Here is a 15,545-nt window from a genome sequence, read left to right as displayed (position 1 = left end):
ACTTAACGGTCCGGTCGTCCGGCGGGAATCCGGAACCGGAACCGCGTTCCCGCGCCGGGCTCGCTGTCGACGAAGACCTCCGCTTCGCCGCCGTAAACGAGGAACAGCCGGCGGAAGGTGTTGCGTACGCCGGTATGCGACCGGAAATAGGGGTCCTTCGAATCGCCTTGCTCCGCGATCAACTGCCGGATGCGGCGAAGCACGTCCGGCGTCATGCCGGTGCCCGTATCCAGGATGTCGACTTCCAGGCGATTCCCCTGCAGGGACACCTTCACGGTGAGCTGGAATTCGTCCGCCGTCATGTGGGGGCTCCAGCCGTATTTGATCGCGTTCTCGATATACGGTTGAATGCTCAGCTTCATGACCGGCATGTCCAGGGCCGCCGGATCGATGTCAAACCGAGCGCGTACGTCCCGGCCGTTCCGGTAGTAATGAATGGTCAGGAAATTCCGGATGTAATCCAGCTCCTCGCGAAGCGGCGCCCATCCGTCATCGTTGCGGACCGTAAAGCGCATCATGCGCGAGACCGACTGCACCATGTCGCCGACCGCCTCGCCGTTGTTCCCGGAAGCATAGGAATCGATCGTTTCGAGCGTATTGAACAGGAAATGCGGATTGATCTGAGCCTGCAGCTGCAGCAGCTCGCGCTCCTTTTCGCGCAGGTTGGCCTGGTACACCTCGCGCTCCATCCACTGCAGCTTCTCCAGCGTCTGGTTGAAGCTGCGGATCAGGTAACCGATCTCGTCGTACCGTCCGCCCTGCGGGATCGGCACGTACTTGCCGAGTCCCAGGTTCAGCATGCCGGTCTTAAGCTTGTACAGCGGGCGCAGAATGACGCTCATGACCGGAAAGGCGACGATCAGCGCCGTCAGTAGGCTGAGGACCGAGATCAGAAGCGACAGTTGGACCGTCTGACGCACCGCCTTATTGATCGTATTGAGGGGCGCGGACCAGACGACCAGCCATTCGCTGTCGGGAAGCGCGGCGTAGCTGGCCTGGTATTCGGTAAGGCCCGAGCGGAAAAGGAACGGCTGCTTCGACCCCGCGTGATCGACCAGCGCGGTCTTAAAATCGCGCATGACGCCGGAATCGACCGGCGTCTCCGACACGGTGGCGCCGGTTCGGGTATGCATCAGGATCACCTGACCCGGGCGGCCGGTCTGCTCGCCTCGGAGCATGCTCTTGATCCGGTTCACCTGGATCTCCACGACGAAGACGGCCCGCGTTACGCCCGTATCCGTGTCCAGAATGGGCCGGATATAGGACAACGTCGTATCTTTGCTGTAGAGCACGTACGGCATGGCGTGAGGCTCGCTCAGCGCATTCCGGTTAATCTGGAACGATCTCCGATACCACGGGTCCTCGCCGAACGCAAAGGCGGGATCCAACTGCCGCTGGTAGGAGTCGAAGTATACCTTGCCCAGGCGGTCCAGATAGAGCACGCCGATCACTTCGGGGTGAAATTGCAGCGAGCTGCGGACGAGCGGCCGGAACCTCATCAGATCCTCGCCCTGATCCTTCAGCCAGCTGTCCGGCGTGCCCATAAAATGAAGAAAGGCAGGCGTGCTGAAGAGAGGGTCGAAGGATTGGTTCAGGCTCTGCAGGTAGGCGTTCAGCTCCGTCGACACGAAGTCGACGTATTGCGAAGAGATGGAGCCGGAATACGCCGTTCCGGAGCGGAACATGAACGTATTGGAGTTATAACCGACCAAGGTTATTGGGATGATGGATATCAGGATGAGCAAGACAAACAGTTTGAATTTCAAGCTGAGCCGGTTTACGATACGCATGACAAGGGCGGGCAGGGCCACGTGAGGCAACCTCCTGGATGTGAAGTACACTAGCTCAGGTTGGCCGGAAGGAGCAAGTTCGATTATGAAAATTTGCGTGGTCGACGACGAACGGCAGGTCCGGATGAGCATCCTCCAGAAGCTGAATGCGTTATTTCCGGACGACGAAATATTCGACGCCGAATTCGGCCATCAGGCGTTGGAGCGAATTGAGATGGTACGCCCGGATCTGGCCTTCCTTGATATTCGTATGCCGGAGATCGGGGGGCTCGACATTCTCAAAAGGCTGAAGGCCAGTTACCCGGCCATGCATGTGGTCATTATATCAGGGTACGATGATTTTGAATATGCGAGGCAGGCGCTGCAATACGGGGCATCGGACTATCTGCTGAAGCCCGCGGACCGCGTACAGCTCAAGGAGATCGTCGACAAGGTCCAAGGCTCCCTGCAGACGTTGCTGCTCCAGGAGGTTCGGCAGCGAATCGACGCCGCGAGCATTCCCTTGCTCGCCGGTTGCCGGATCGTGCCGCAGGATGCGGGGCTTTGGTTCGATGAGCGGCAGTGGAAGGAGATCCGCTTCTGGCCGGAGGAAGCTGAATCGGCGAGCCCGGAAGACCGACCCACAGGCCTGCTGTTTACCTTCGCCTTGGAGGACGGTACGGAAGGCGCCGTCGTCGGAGCGACGGTGGAGCCGGCGTCCGGCGGCTTCCGGGAAAAGGCGGCTTTCCTCCCGTCCTTACTGGCGGAATACCGGAAGCGCCGGGCCCGAATGTTTTTCCATTCGCGTCCGACGGCATCGGACAGAGGCGGCCGCGCGGGCAAAGAATGGACGCGCCGGGCCGTCGACTGCCGGGAGCGGATCGTCCTTCATGCGCGCGGCGGCGATTACGCGGAACTGGAACTTGCCTTCGACGAATGGCTGGATAGCCTCGGCCATCTGGATTATAACGCCCTGGAGCACCAGTGTGCCTATCTGATGGCGCTTCTGGACGAAGGGCTGACGAAGAAGGAAATGCTCATCGTCGATGAGGATTTGCTGCGCTACTGGCAGCAATGGGTGGCGAACCACGCATCCTGGGAGGCGCTTCAGCAGCGCCTGCGGCGGGTCGTTCTCGGCGGCGTAAAGGCATTCCAGGACGTGGAGCGGCAGCGCACGGAGCGGGAGCAGCCGGCCGGCAGCTGGTTTCAGCAGGCCTTGGCGCTCATCGAGAGTTCCGCCGACATGAACGTCAGTCTGGAGGCGGTCGCGGAGGCGGTGAACGTTCATCCCGTCACGCTGAGCCGGATGTTCAAGCAGCAGATGGGCGAAAATTTCGTCCGCTACCTGACGCGCAAACGGCTGACGCATGCGAGGGACCGCCTGCTGCGCACCCATAAAAAAATCAATGAAATCGCCGAGGAGACCGGTTACGCGGATCATGCCTATTTCAGAGGGCTATTCAAACGGGAATTCGGCTATTCGCCCTCCGAATTTCGCAAGCAGCACGGGATCGACGGCGTGCCGGAGGATCATGAATAGGATGCCGTGCGGAAGAGGGACAGCCGGAATGAAACGATGGAGAGTCGGATGGATAACGCAGCTGGTTGCTTCGTTGCTGCTCGCCGGGTGCAGCCAGGCGGGCGGCGGCAAGCCCGAGGAGCAGCCTGCTGCGGCGCGTCCGCTGCGGGTGCTGTATGCGACGGTCGAAGCCGGCTCGGAGGCCGTGATTGCGGCGATCGAGCGCTATCAGGCCATCACCGGCCAACCCGTCGAAGTCGACACGTTTCCGTACAACAGTCTGCAGGAAAAGGTGTTTTCGGAGCTTGCGCGGAAGAGCGGCCATTATGACCTGATGGCCGTCGATACGCCCTGGATGCCGCGGATTCTTCCTCATCTGGAGCCGCTGTCCGCCTACATCCGGAGCGCGGATCCGTCGATCCGCGTCGACGATTTTATTACCAAGGTGTTTATGGATACGTCCGTCTTCGATTCGATTCAGCCGCGCCAGCAGCCGCCTGCCATGGACGTCGTCGATGTGGACCGCATCCAGAACGCCGGCTTCGATATTTGGAGCCTGCCCATCCAGTCTAATGTGCTGACCGTCAGCTATCGGAAGGATCTGTTCCTCGACCCGGCCAACCGCGCCGCCTTCCGGGACCGTTACGGCCGTGAGCTCGAGGTGCCGCAGACGCTCGACGCGTACCTGGACATCGCCCGGTTTTTCACGCGCGACACAGACGGGGACGGAACGATCGATCTGTACGGCACGACGCTGATGGCAGGCAAGAGCGAAGCCACTTTCGTCGATTTCAAGTCGTTCCTGAACGTGTACGGCGGGGAGATGTTCGACCGCAATCTACGGCCGGTCTTCAATTCGCAGGCGGGGGTCGAGGCGTTGGAGACATACGGCGATTGGATCCTCAAGGACAAGGTGACGCCTCCGGGCGTAACGGGGTACACCTGGGACGAGGTCGAGATCGCCTTCGGCTACGGGCAGACGGCAATGGGCATGAATTATCACGACATGAAGCTGAACCCTATGGTGCAGGGTCAGGTCGGCTCGTTCATGTTTCCCGGCGTGGAACGCAGCGGTACGATCGTCCGGGGACCCCATTTCGGCTCGTGGGGCTTGGCCGTCAACAAGTACGCCCAGCAGCGGCAGGCGGCCTTCGACCTGGCCGCCTACCTGACGGGGGCTGAAGCCCAGCAGGGCTACCTGAAATACCGCCATCATGTGACGCGCATGTCGGCCTACGAGGCTGCGCAGCATCTTCCGGACATTTCGCAGCGGGAGTATTACGATGTGCTGGGCGCGTCGCTTCGGGTCGGCGTGGGCCGGCCGAGGATCAAGAACTACAGTCAGCTGTCGGAAGCGGTACAGACCGCCGTCCAGCGTTATTTGACTGGCAGGCAGTCGGCGAAAGCTGCGCTGGATCAGGCGGTGGATACCGTCTCGCAATTCATGATCATGGAAGGCTACTGAATGGGAAGCCGGGTTTCGCGGATCGCACGCGGACCCGGCTTTTTTGTCAGGATTTCCCGGCTAAAAATTTCCCCCCGTGCGGTTAAAATCGTCGGCTACAGCCGTTCCCGCCATCCCGATATACTTAGGTTACGAATCGTTGCGAACGTCCGGTTCGACTAACTGGCGAAAGAGCGGGGGAAGCAGAATGAAGAGAAAGACGTGGACAACCGCTGTCGCGGTTCTGCTCGTAAGCGGGCTGGCGCTTGCCGGCTGCGGTACGGCAAATACGAATACGGAGGCGACGGAGGCCACCTCGAAAAACTACAGTGCGGCTGTATCCGGACCGCTTACGATTAATCCGAACATCCCGGACCTGCCGGTGCAGGACATCGGTCCGAACGGCGAGAAGGCGGTGTCCGCCAAGGATCTGAAGCTTACCGAGGACGAGCTCAAGAAGATCAAAGACGGCCATTACACGGCCGCCATCGTCATGCATTACTCCGGCACCGATTATATGAATGCGGCCGTCGGCGCCATGAAGAACACCTTTGAACGGATGGGCATCAAGGTGGTTGCGGTAACGGACGCCCAATTCAAAGCGGAGAAACAGGTGAACGACATCGAGACGGTGCTGGCGAAGAAGCCGAACGTCATGATCTCGGTTCCGGTCGATGCGGTATCGACGGCCGGCGCCTACAAGAAAGCCGTTCAGCAGGGCGTCAAGCTGGTGTTCATGGACGGCGCGGCGCAAGGCATGAAGCCCGGCAAGGATTACATCAGCATCGTATCGGGCGACAACTATGGCAACGGCGCGCTCGCGGCGGACATCATGGCCGAGAAGCTCGGCGGCAAGGGCAAGGTCGGCGTGGTTTTCCATGACGTCAACTTCTTCGTCACGAAGAACCGCTCGGATGCCTTCGAGAAGCGCATGAAGGAGAAATACCCGAACATCGAAATCGTAGCCCGCGGCGGCATCACGGATCCGAACAAAGGCGAGGAGGTCGCTTCGGCGATGCTGACGCGCAACCCCGACATCCAGGGGATCTTCGCGCCGTGGGACGTGCCGGCCGAAGGGGTTATGGCGGCCTCCCGGACGGCAGGCCGGGAAGACCTGATCGTCACGACGGTCGACCTCGGCACGAACGTCGCGATCTCGATCGCGTCCGACGGCATCGTCCGCGGTCTCGGCGCCCAGCTGCCTTACGATCAGGGCGTAGCGCAGGCGATTTTGGCGGGCTACGCGCTGCTGGGCAAGCAGGCGCCCGCGTACGTCGCATCCCCGGCGATCAAGGTGACCAAAGAGAATGTGCTCGACAACTGGAAGCTGATTTACGGCCAGGACGCACCGGACAGCGTGAAGAACGCGCTGAAGCAATAACGAGCACAATCAGGCTGAAGGCCGCTCTCGGGCGGCCTTCGGTCATCCCATAAAGAAGGTGAGTGCGAATGAATCAACCCGTGCTGGAGATGACGAACATTTCCAAGGCGTTTAACGGCATTACGGTTCTCGACGATGTCAGCTTCTCGGTGAACAAAGGCGAGGTTCATGCGCTGATGGGCGGCAACGGGGCGGGCAAATCGACGCTCATGAAAATACTCACCGGCGTGTATTCCGCCGACAAGGGCGAAATCCGGATCGAAGGTCGGTCTGTTACGATACAGAGTTATGAAGACGCGAGGATGAACAACATCTCGATGATCTTCCAGGAGTTCAGCCTGATTCCGACGCTCACGGTCGCGCAGAACATCTTTCTGACCCGCGAGACCAAGACCGCGATGGGTCTGCTGAACGACAAAGACAACAAAGTCCGGACCGCCAAGCTCCTGGATGACCTCGGCGTCGACATCAAACCGGACGATGTCGTGCAGAACCTCGGCGTCGGCTACTGGCAGATGACCGAAATTGCGAAAGCGCTGTCGCAGGAAGCGAAAGTGTTGATCATGGACGAGCCGACCTCGTCGCTGACGAAGACGGAGACGGAAGTGCTGTTCTCGTTCATCGAAAAGCTGAAAGCCAAAGGCTACGCCATCATTTATATTTCCCACCGGATGGATGAAATTTTCAAAATTTGCGACCGGATCACCATTCTCCGGGACGGACGCAAAATCACGACGGAAACGATCAAGGAGACGAATCTGGAGACGGTGATCCAGCATATCGTCGGCCAGTCCTTCAATAAGGCCTTCGAGTGGGTGGAGCGCGATTACGCGAAGGAGGCGGCGCCTGTACTGGAGCTGCGCGACGTGTCCTCGGGCGAGCGCGTCCGAAACGTGAGCCTGAGCGTCCGTCCCGGCGAAATCGTCGGTATTGCCGGCTTGATGGGAAGCGGGCGGACGGAGCTGCTTCGCACGATTTTCGGCATTGATCCGATGGACGGCGGCGAAGTCCGCATCCACGGCGAGCGCCGCACGATTCGCAGCGCGACCGACGCGATCGGTGCAGGCATCGCGCTCATCCCGGAGGACCGCCGTGTCCAGGGTTTGGTGCTGCAGCACAGCGTCCGGGACAACATGATCCTGCCGATCATCCGGAAGATGAAGAAAGGCCCCTGGCTGGACGACCGCAAGGCGAACGACATCAGCAGGCGGATGGTCGAACGGCTGAATATCAAGACGGACAGCATTTTCAAGACGAGCAATCTGCTGTCGGGCGGCAACCAGCAAAAGATCGTTCTCGCCAAATGGCTCGCGAACGAGCCGGACGTTCTTCTGCTCGACGAGCCGACCATCGGCGTCGACATCGGCGCCAAGACCGAGATCATCGACATTGTCCGAGAAATGGCGGAGAGCGGCAAAGCGGTGCTGGTCGTGTCCTCGGAATTGCCTGAACTTCTGGCGCTCAGCGACCGGGTGCTGATCATGCACGAGGGCCGGCTCACCAAGGAATTGCAGCGGCAGGACATCCACGCAGAGGAGGAGCTTCAATATGCAATCCAAGGGTATTAATCCGGCGAAGCCGGTCTCGTTCGCGGGGCTCAAGGGCTTCGAATGGCGCAATTATATCGTCTATATCGCTTTTATCGGGGTGCTCATTTACTTCTCCGTCACGCTGTATTCGGACGGCTTCCTGACGTCTGGCAACCTGCTTAACATCGTGCGTCAGACGGCGACGATCTCCCTGATGGGTCTGGCGATGACGTTCGTTATCAGCACGGGGGAGATCGACCTCTCCGTCGGCTCCATCGCCGCCTTGTCTTCGCTGACGGGCGCCCTGGCGGTATCGCATGGCTTCGGCGTCATCGGCGGTCTGGTCGCCGGACTCGCAACCGGCATGCTTGTCGGTCTGGTCAACGGCATGCTGGTAACGAAGGCGGCCATCCCGTCGTTCCTCGTAACGCTGGGCACGATGGGCGCGGTCAAGGGCCTAGCGATGTGGGTCACGGACACGGCGCCGGTACCGATCGTCAACGATACGTTTAACTTCATCTTCGGTTCGGGCGATATCGGACCTATTCCGGTGCTGCTGATCTGGACGCTGGTATTTACGGTTATCGCGCACGTGCTGCTGCGCAAAACGTCGTTCGGCCGGCAGACGCTGGCCACGGGCGGCAATGAGACCGCGGCCCGCTTCTCCGGCGTCAAGACGATGAGGATCAAGCTGCTCGTCTTCCTCGGCACCGGCCTGATGGCCGGACTGGCCGGACTGCTGTATGCGGGCCGGATGAACGCCGGCCGGTTCTCCTTCGGCGAAGGCGACGAGCTCTCGGTCATCGCCGCGGTTATTCTTGGCGGCACCAGTCTGTTCGGCGGCGTCGGCACGATCATCGGCACCGTCGTCGGCGCCATCATGATCGGCACGATCAACAACGGCTTGATTATCATGGGCCTCGACGTTTCCCAGCAGATGATGATCAAGGGACTTATCATTATCCTCGCCGTAATGTTCGGCAAAAAGGCGATCAAGAAATGACGATCCCCAAAATTCGAGTGGGCGTCATCGGCACCGGTTTTATCGGACCGGCGCATATCGAGGCGATGCGTCGGCTCGGATTCGTCGAGGTCGTGGCGCTGGCCCAGAACGGCGAAGAGAAGGCGCGGGAGAAAGCTGCGAAGCTCGGCGTGCCGCTGGCTTATGGCGATTACCGGGAGCTGCTGCTCAATCCGGACATCGACGCGGTGCATAACTGCACGCCGAACCATCTTCATTTCGAGATCAACAAAGCGATCATCGCAGCGGGCAAGCATGTGCTGTCCGAGAAGCCGCTGGCGATAACGAGCCGCGAGTCGGCGGAACTGCTCCGCCTGGCGCGAGAACGCGGCATCGTGCACGGCGTCCATTTTAACTACCGGCAGTTTCCGATGATGAAGCAGCTGGCCCAGATGGTGAAACAGGGCGAGTTTGGCCCGATCCATCTCGTGCACGGCGGCTATCTGCAGGACTGGCTGCTGTTCGATACGGACTTTAACTGGCGGCTCGACCAGGCGGCCGGCGGGCGGTCGCGGGCGGTCGCGGATATCGGATCGCACTGGTGCGACACGGTACAGTATGTGACGGGCAAGCGGATCGCAGCCGTTTTCGCGGATTTGCGGACGATTCATCCGATCCGGAAAAAGCCGGTCGCGGGCGGCGTGACGTTCGGCCTGCAGACGGACGGCGGCGAGACGGCCTACGAAGAATTGCCTGTCATTACGGAGGACCATGCATCGGTGCTCGTGCGTTTCGAGGATGGGAGCAAGGGCTCCTTTACCGTTTCCCAAGTCAGCGCGGGCCGCAAAAATGCGCTAAGCTTCGAACTGAACGGCAGCCGCAAGTCTGCGCATTGGAAGCAGGAAGAGCCCGCCAGCCTGTGGATCGGGCATCGGGACAAACCGAACGAGGTGCTGATGGCGGACCCTTCCCTATTTCTGGAGGAAGCCCGTGCGTCCATCCACCATCCGGGCGGCCACACGGAAGGCTGGCCGGATTCGCTGAAGAACATGATGCTTCAATATTATACGTTCATCCGTGACGGCAAGGACCCAAGCAAGGACACGCCGAGCTTCGCCACATTCGAGGACGGGCACCTGTCCATGTGCATAACCGAAGCCATCCTTCAGAGCCACGAAGAGGAACGATGGATTAACATAACAACCTAAGGCCCAAGGAGGGACTCAACATGATGAAGGCGGTTGTATTTCCGGGAGACAAAAAGGTCGAAATTAGGGAAGTGCCGATTCCGTCGCCGGGCGGCGGCGAAGTGCTGATCAAGATGAGGGCGTCTGCGATCTGCCGCAGCGACATGAGCCTGTACTACGGCAGCGATGCGGTGGTTGGAGGCGAAGCGACCAAATCCGGATGCATCCACCCCGGCCATGAACCGGCGGGTGAAATCGTGCAAGTAGGCGAAGGCGTATCCCGCTTCAAGGAAGGCGACCGCGTGGCGGTGTATCTCGCCGTCGGCTGCGGCGAATGCGCGCACTGCAAGAGCGGCTACCGGATGTTCTGCCCCGAGTGGAAATGCATCGGCTTCGACCAGCATGGAGGCGACGCGGACTACATGGTCGTGCCGGCCGAGAACTGCATGCGCATCCCCGACGGCATGAGCTACCTGGTGGCTGCGGTATCCACCGATGCGGTAGGCACGCTGTACCACGCGCAGAAGCGGCTGGCCATCGGCGGCCGCGATACCCTGGTCATCTTCGGCATGGGCCCGATGGGCGGCGCCGGCGTCATGGTCGCCAAGGGACTCGGCGCGACCGTCATCGCCGTCGACATGCTGGACGAACGGCTGGAGGTCGCCAAGGAACTGGGCGCCGATTATGTGATTAACGGCAAGGAAGACGTGCTGGCCCGCGTAATGGAGATCACGGGCGGCCGCGGCGCAGATGCCGCGATCGACTGCTCCGGCAGCCCGCACGCGGAAAATACGGCGCTAAACGTCCTAAGGCCGCACGGCCGCGCCGCGTTCATCGGCGAATGCCGCGAGCTGACGATCCATCCCAGCAATCAGCTGATCCGCAAGCAGGTCACCGTGATGGGCTCCTGGTATTTCCCGATCTTCGAATACGACGAGATCACGCGGTTCATCATGGAGAAAAGTCTTCCGGTAGAGAAGCTCGTCTCCCATACGTTCCGGATCGGGGAAGCGGAGACCGCGTTCCGGATGTTCGACGAGCGCAAGACGGAGAAAGCGGTCTTTGTTTGGGATTGACCCTATGATACAAGCAGAAAGATTACCCATCCGAGAGGACGTGTACCAATGAAAGGACTTTCGTTCAATACCTGGGTGTACAGCAGCTTCCCCGTTTGGGTTCCGTCGTATCCGCTCGAGGAGACGATCCGGCGCATTGCGGGCTTCGGCTATGACGCGATCGAGATCGGCTGCGCCAGCCCTCATGCCTGGCCCCCGCATCTGACCGTCGAGCGCCGCCGCGACATCCTTGCCCTGCTGCGCAGGGAAAACCTCGCCGTCTCGTCGATGCTCCCGGCGCCGGGCGGCGGACCGGGCAACAACCCGAGCTCGCCGATTGCGGAGGAGCGCGCCTGGGTCGTGGACCATTACAAAGACATTCTCCGGCTGGCCCACGATTGGGAGTGCCCGACCGTCATCTATCTGGCCGGCTGGGCCGTGTTCGGTACGTCGCAAACGGAGGCCTGGCATTACGGTCTCGAGGCGCTCGACAAGATTGCGCCCTATGCGAAGGAGCTGGGCATCACGCTCGTGATCGAGCCGACGCCGACGGACGGCAACCTGATCGAATCCGCCGACGACGCGATCCTGCTCGCCGAACAATCCGGCCACGACAACGTGAAGCTGATGTTCGATACGATTCACGCCTTGTACCGCAACGAGGTGCCGAGCGATTATGTGTACAGGATGGGCGACAAGCTGCACCACGTCCATATCTCGGACAGCGACCGTCTGCCGCCGGGACACGGCCGCGGCGATTTTGAAGCGGTGCTGCAAGCGCTGAAGGACATCAATTACGGCGGTTACCTCGCCGCCGAGATCGGCTTCCACAGCCGCCAGTCCGAGCCGGATTGGTATGCAAAGGAGAATATCCGGTCGTTGAAGGCCATCATGGAGAAAATCGACTGGAAAATCGGATAAGGACAAGCGGTCTGTAAACGGCCGCCGGTCCGCAGCGCACGACCAAGCCAAGCCTTTTACGGGCTTGGCTATTTTTCTGTCGGCGGCTAATCCGCATTCCGGGATAATGAAAGGTTCGTGAGATGCCATTGCTGTGGCGTTCAGCAGTCCTGCGAATATCGTTCAAATTCCAAACCGAAGCCGGACGTCGTGAGCAAGGACGGATTGGGTCGAGTTACAAACTATATTATCCTGGCCGCAAATATCGCAATGGAAATCAATTATTGGTACATACGCTTTATTACGTAATGATTTGATCCTCGCCAAGATTTATTTCCATGGCTTGCCTGCTTATATGTTTCCACAGATCAAAGAAAGAGGATAATTGGATCACTTTTAATGAAGCATGCTCATAAAGAAACTGAAAAAAGGGTCACAACAAACTTTATCTTTGTACAGATTTGAACGGATATTATGAAAAATACGGCTGGGCTCATATCACTGATGCGTTCATCTTTACTGGTGATGAGACAAAGGTATATGAAGCCTCGACGCTGAACTAACGGTGAACGATAGCCCAATCATACAAAACAGAGAATACGTCGAGTTTACGCTGACTTCTCCGGCCAACGCGTTCGTCCTGCGTAACGCCGTGATGGGCTTCTCATGAGCGGGTCATTTCTTGAGTTCAGACAACATGCCCGTTATTGTCAATTCGTTTCCGTCCGGATCCATGATCGTAAAATAAATCATATGGCCGCGCAGCTCAATTCTCCCTACCGCAGCGCCGTCGCTAACCATCGACTGGTACGAGCGATAGATCGCATAAGGATCTGAACGGCGGAAGCCGTCTATGAATGCTTCAAACACTTCGATTCTAAGCCCGCGACGGGGGACCGTCAGCACAGCGTCATGCCAATACTCAGGGTTCCGCTCTACGGCCGACTTCAACCTTGCCCTCGCCCGGTGGAGCGCAGCTTTCACCGCACCTTCAGTTTGGCTGAACAGACTTGCTGCTTCTTTGACGGTGAAGGCGAATACGTCGATCAGCAAAATGAGCACGACCTGTTTCGGTTCCAGCCGATCCGACAACAGCTCTAGCGCTTCTCGAACATCCCAGTAGTTCCATTCATTATAAGAGCCGAACTGATCTTCCTTCAGATGTCCGGGCTGCGGCTGCAGTTTATGACTGCGGCAATAATCAATCCAAACGTTGGCCGCTATCCGAAATAGGAACGGCTTTGTGATCTCCCTTTCCGGAAATCGGACATGCCATCGATACGCTTTAACCAGCGTCTCCTGGAACAAATCGTCCGTATCCCACGCCGATCCTGACTTGGACATACAATAGCGCTTAAGGTCGGCATGCATCGGAACCGTCATTTCCGTAAACGAATCATACCCTTCGTCCGATCTTTCAACCTTCATTCGCTAAATCCGTCTTTGCTTCTTTCCAAAATTTCATCTTATGTGCATAGTAAGGCGAATCCTCAAACGTTTCGACTATATTGACCACGTTACCGTCCGGATCGTATGTTTCGAAATACCGAATCCCGTCATGTTCGTGAATTTCGCTCAATGTCGCTCCTTTTGCCGCAAGCTCCCGATAGGATCGGTTAATATCGTACGAAGTAAAATTGTAATAGTGCAGCTTTAATTCTCCCGTATCGAAATGTACAGGCTGCGGCTTCGCTACCTTCCATAAGACAATGAACGTTTCCCTGTTTGGAAATGCGATTCCCGCCTTTCGCTCTCCAAACTCGATCATTTCCATCTCGAACATCCCGATATACCAGTCCGACGACCTCTTCAGATCCGTTACCGGTATGAAGATGTTGCTGATTTTGGCAATGATTTTTTCCACTGTCGTTCACTCCTTATCATGATTTTAACCTAATAACGTTTGAAATTCGCGAATAGATACGGGTATACGAAAAAAACGGGGGGACCACAAGTCAATTTGATAGGCCAGTTTTTTTTCCATGCGCGAAGTCGCTTTCCCTATCGACGTTTACCGGTCATGGAAAGGTACTGCCCCATGATTCTCCTCTTATACAGCAAAAAGACGCCAATAGGTGTCTGAGGTTTCCTATGCATCGGTGGTTATGAGAAAGGACATATAGAACGACTATAAGCGGAATTGGCTAACGGGAAATGTTAATTCCATCAAAAAACCAAAACGAAGCTGCCGGCATGATCGGGCAGCTTCATTGCGTTAACTAGGCGGTTTTGCACAATACCGTAGAGTGATAAAATATCTGGAAGATGACCCGAAGAGGTGTTGACCACGTTGAACACACCATTATTTGATGAAGTTATCAATGAAAGTAGGCTCGATTTAGCAAGCCAAGTTGAAAATTTGCGAATGTCCGATATTATTTAAACCGCTGCGGAGAGAATGGCGTAACATCGAGACCCGGATCCCTGCCGCTCATTAAATCCGATAGAATGCGACCCGTCGAAAGCGACATCAATAACCCGTTCCCGCCATGTCCTGCGGCTACGAATACATTATTGAAGTTCGGCAGTCCCCCTAGAACAGGCAAGCTGTCCGGCGTCATCGGTCTCATCCCGGACAAGATCATTTCCCCCGATCCAACAATCTCTTTAGACAGTAATTTTGCGACCGAGCTTTTGATGCCGTTCACGCGGTCCAGCATCAACTCATCGTTAATGCCGGATAACTCCATTGTACCGCCTATACGCAGAGCGCCGTCGAATGGAGTTATAGCCGTTTTGTCCTTGGCAAAGTAAATCGGATGATTAAACTCCACATTCGGCGACTGATACGTGATACTGTACCCTTTCCCCGCAATGATCGGAAGAGAATAATTTAACTTTTTCATAAGTGGGGAAGACCACGCGCCCGCCGCGAATAAAAACATATCGGCTTCTACCCAGCCGGAATTGCATCTTACCCTTTCCACTCGAGCATGGTTATGGACGATATCCGTTACCGCGTCGTTGGTTTTCATTTCGACTCCATTGACCTGCAGCCAATCGATCAGTCCGTTCACCATACTCTCGGGACGAACATGCCGCTCTTTAGGCAGGAATAACGCTCCGGCCAATTTCGCATTCAGATGAGGCTCCATCTTTAGCAATTCGGCCCCGGTAACGAACTCCGGACGCGGCAAGCCGATGCGTTCGACTTGTTTCAAGTCGTCGTACTTATGCTGCAAATCCGATTCGTCCGAGCCTAGGACGAGGAGTCCTTTCCGGTGCATTTCGAATTCGACGCCGTCGTCCACAAGCTCGTCATACAACTGAAACATATCCTTGCTTATATCGAAACCGGCATCGCAAGCCAATTGATACTTTTGTTCGTTGCAATAACGCATAAACTGAATTAACCAGGGCGCCAAAAAAGGGACTGCCCTGGGTTTAATGTATAAGGGGCTGTCTTTCTTGAACAGCCACTTCATGGACGTTCTTATCATTCCAGGCCCGGGCAACGGTCCCGATAATGTCGGGGAAACCCACCCCATATTGCATCTGGAAGGGCCTTCGCCCGGATTGCCTTTATCGATAAGGACGACTTCATGATTTTGTTTGCGCCAATAATATGCGCAAGCAAGGCCAATAATTCCACCGCCGATAATTGCCAACTTTGCCATGATGCTCCCCCATTCAATTCTCGGCTATGGGGGGTTAGATCTGTTATGATCCCCCTTAACCTTTCCCATAGCCGGGCCTTTCGCCCTGATCGATAAATCACTGCAGAACCTCTCAAGCCGAAGCTTCGTCGCTAGAAGAAACGCCACCAAATTCCGTAGGAACATGCCAGTAAGATTCATGCT

General features: G+C 57.4%; 12 protein-coding genes. 8 read left to right on the top strand and 4 right to left on the bottom strand.

Annotated elements, in window-relative coordinates; all coding sequences use genetic code 11:
* Positions 1 to 2: 2 nt before the first annotated feature.
* Positions 3 to 1,811, bottom strand: coding sequence for a cache domain-containing sensor histidine kinase (locus PQG80_RS19775; protein WP_271753230.1), 1,809 nt, complete (start codon positions 1,809 to 1,811; stop codon positions 3 to 5).
* A 64-nt stretch (positions 1,812 to 1,875) separates the two neighbouring features.
* On the opposite strand from PQG80_RS19775, the gene PQG80_RS19770 reads away from it, so the two are divergent.
* From PQG80_RS19770 to PQG80_RS19735, 8 genes are all read left to right on the top strand, one after another.
* Positions 1,876 to 3,309 (top strand): response regulator, encoded by a 1,434-nt coding sequence (locus tag PQG80_RS19770; RefSeq protein ID WP_271753228.1) that lies wholly within the window; start codon positions 1,876 to 1,878, stop codon positions 3,307 to 3,309.
* A gap of 28 nt (positions 3,310 to 3,337) precedes the next feature.
* Positions 3,338 to 4,753 carry an ABC transporter substrate-binding protein gene (locus PQG80_RS19765; RefSeq protein WP_271753227.1) on the top strand — a complete coding sequence of 472 codons (1,416 nt, stop codon included), beginning with the start codon at positions 3,338 to 3,340 and terminating at the stop codon, positions 4,751 to 4,753.
* 187 nt (positions 4,754 to 4,940) lie between these two features.
* Complete coding sequence (locus PQG80_RS19760; protein ID WP_271753225.1) at positions 4,941 to 6,113, top strand: substrate-binding domain-containing protein; 1,173 nt, start codon at positions 4,941 to 4,943, stop codon at positions 6,111 to 6,113.
* A gap of 68 nt (positions 6,114 to 6,181) precedes the next feature.
* Positions 6,182 to 7,681: a sugar ABC transporter ATP-binding protein gene (locus tag PQG80_RS19755; protein WP_271753223.1), complete on the top strand. Its 1,500-nt coding sequence runs from the start codon at positions 6,182 to 6,184 to the stop codon at positions 7,679 to 7,681.
* On the top strand, positions 7,662 to 8,645 hold the full coding sequence (locus PQG80_RS19750) for an ABC transporter permease (protein ID WP_271753221.1): 984 nt from the start codon (positions 7,662 to 7,664) through the stop codon (positions 8,643 to 8,645). The genes PQG80_RS19755 and PQG80_RS19750 overlap by 20 nt, the downstream gene beginning before the upstream one ends.
* A 2-nt stretch (positions 8,646 to 8,647) precedes the next feature.
* Positions 8,648 to 9,811: a Gfo/Idh/MocA family protein gene (locus PQG80_RS19745; RefSeq protein WP_271753269.1), complete on the top strand. Its 1,164-nt coding sequence runs from the start codon at positions 8,648 to 8,650 to the stop codon at positions 9,809 to 9,811.
* Positions 9,812 to 9,831: 20 nt separating this feature from the next.
* Positions 9,832 to 10,866 carry a zinc-dependent alcohol dehydrogenase family protein gene (locus tag PQG80_RS19740; protein ID WP_271753220.1) on the top strand — a complete coding sequence of 345 codons (1,035 nt, stop codon included), beginning with the start codon at positions 9,832 to 9,834 and terminating at the stop codon, positions 10,864 to 10,866.
* A 48-nt stretch (positions 10,867 to 10,914) separates the two neighbouring features.
* The gene (locus tag PQG80_RS19735) at positions 10,915 to 11,766 is read left to right on the top strand and encodes a sugar phosphate isomerase/epimerase family protein (RefSeq protein WP_271753218.1); all 852 of its coding nucleotides are present in this window, start codon (positions 10,915 to 10,917) and stop codon (positions 11,764 to 11,766) included.
* A 654-nt stretch (positions 11,767 to 12,420) separates the two neighbouring features.
* Here PQG80_RS19735 and PQG80_RS19730 read toward each other — a convergent pair.
* From PQG80_RS19730 to PQG80_RS19720, 3 genes are all read right to left on the bottom strand, one after another.
* Complete coding sequence (locus tag PQG80_RS19730) at positions 12,421 to 13,173, bottom strand: RNA polymerase sigma factor (RefSeq protein ID WP_271753216.1); 753 nt, start codon at positions 13,171 to 13,173, stop codon at positions 12,421 to 12,423.
* Positions 13,163 to 13,609, bottom strand: coding sequence for a VOC family protein (locus PQG80_RS19725; RefSeq protein WP_271753215.1), 447 nt, complete (start codon positions 13,607 to 13,609; stop codon positions 13,163 to 13,165). The genes PQG80_RS19730 and PQG80_RS19725 overlap by 11 nt, the downstream gene beginning before the upstream one ends.
* Positions 13,610 to 14,120: 511 nt before the next feature.
* The gene (locus PQG80_RS19720) at positions 14,121 to 15,362 is read right to left on the bottom strand and encodes an NAD(P)/FAD-dependent oxidoreductase (RefSeq protein ID WP_271753214.1); all 1,242 of its coding nucleotides are present in this window, start codon (positions 15,360 to 15,362) and stop codon (positions 14,121 to 14,123) included.
* Positions 15,363 to 15,545 lie beyond the last annotated feature (183 nt).

The organism is Cohnella rhizoplanae, assembly GCF_948329515.1.
Classification (GTDB): Bacteria; Bacillota; Bacilli; order Paenibacillales; family Paenibacillaceae; genus Cohnella; species Cohnella rhizoplanae.
The sequence above is the reverse complement of the archived record's forward strand: the minus strand, read 5'-3'. Positions and strand labels throughout refer to the sequence as shown.

Coding starts and splice junctions, on each gene's coding strand:
- PQG80_RS19770 (WP_271753228.1), top strand. CDS start 1,876: ATGAAAATTTGCGTGGTCGACGACGAACGGCAGGTCCGGATGAGCATC.
- PQG80_RS19765 (WP_271753227.1), top strand. CDS start 3,338: ATGAAACGATGGAGAGTCGGATGGATAACGCAGCTGGTTGCTTCGTTG.
- PQG80_RS19760 (WP_271753225.1), top strand. CDS start 4,941: ATGAAGAGAAAGACGTGGACAACCGCTGTCGCGGTTCTGCTCGTAAGC.
- PQG80_RS19755 (WP_271753223.1), top strand. CDS start 6,182: ATGAATCAACCCGTGCTGGAGATGACGAACATTTCCAAGGCGTTTAAC.
- PQG80_RS19750 (WP_271753221.1), top strand. CDS start 7,662: ATGCAATCCAAGGGTATTAATCCGGCGAAGCCGGTCTCGTTCGCGGGG.
- PQG80_RS19740 (WP_271753220.1), top strand. CDS start 9,832: ATGATGAAGGCGGTTGTATTTCCGGGAGACAAAAAGGTCGAAATTAGG.
- PQG80_RS19735 (WP_271753218.1), top strand. CDS start 10,915: ATGAAAGGACTTTCGTTCAATACCTGGGTGTACAGCAGCTTCCCCGTT.
- PQG80_RS19730 (WP_271753216.1), bottom strand. CDS start 13,173: ATGAAGGTTGAAAGATCGGACGAAGGGTATGATTCGTTTACGGAAATG.
- PQG80_RS19720 (WP_271753214.1), bottom strand. CDS start 15,362: ATGGCAAAGTTGGCAATTATCGGCGGTGGAATTATTGGCCTTGCTTGC.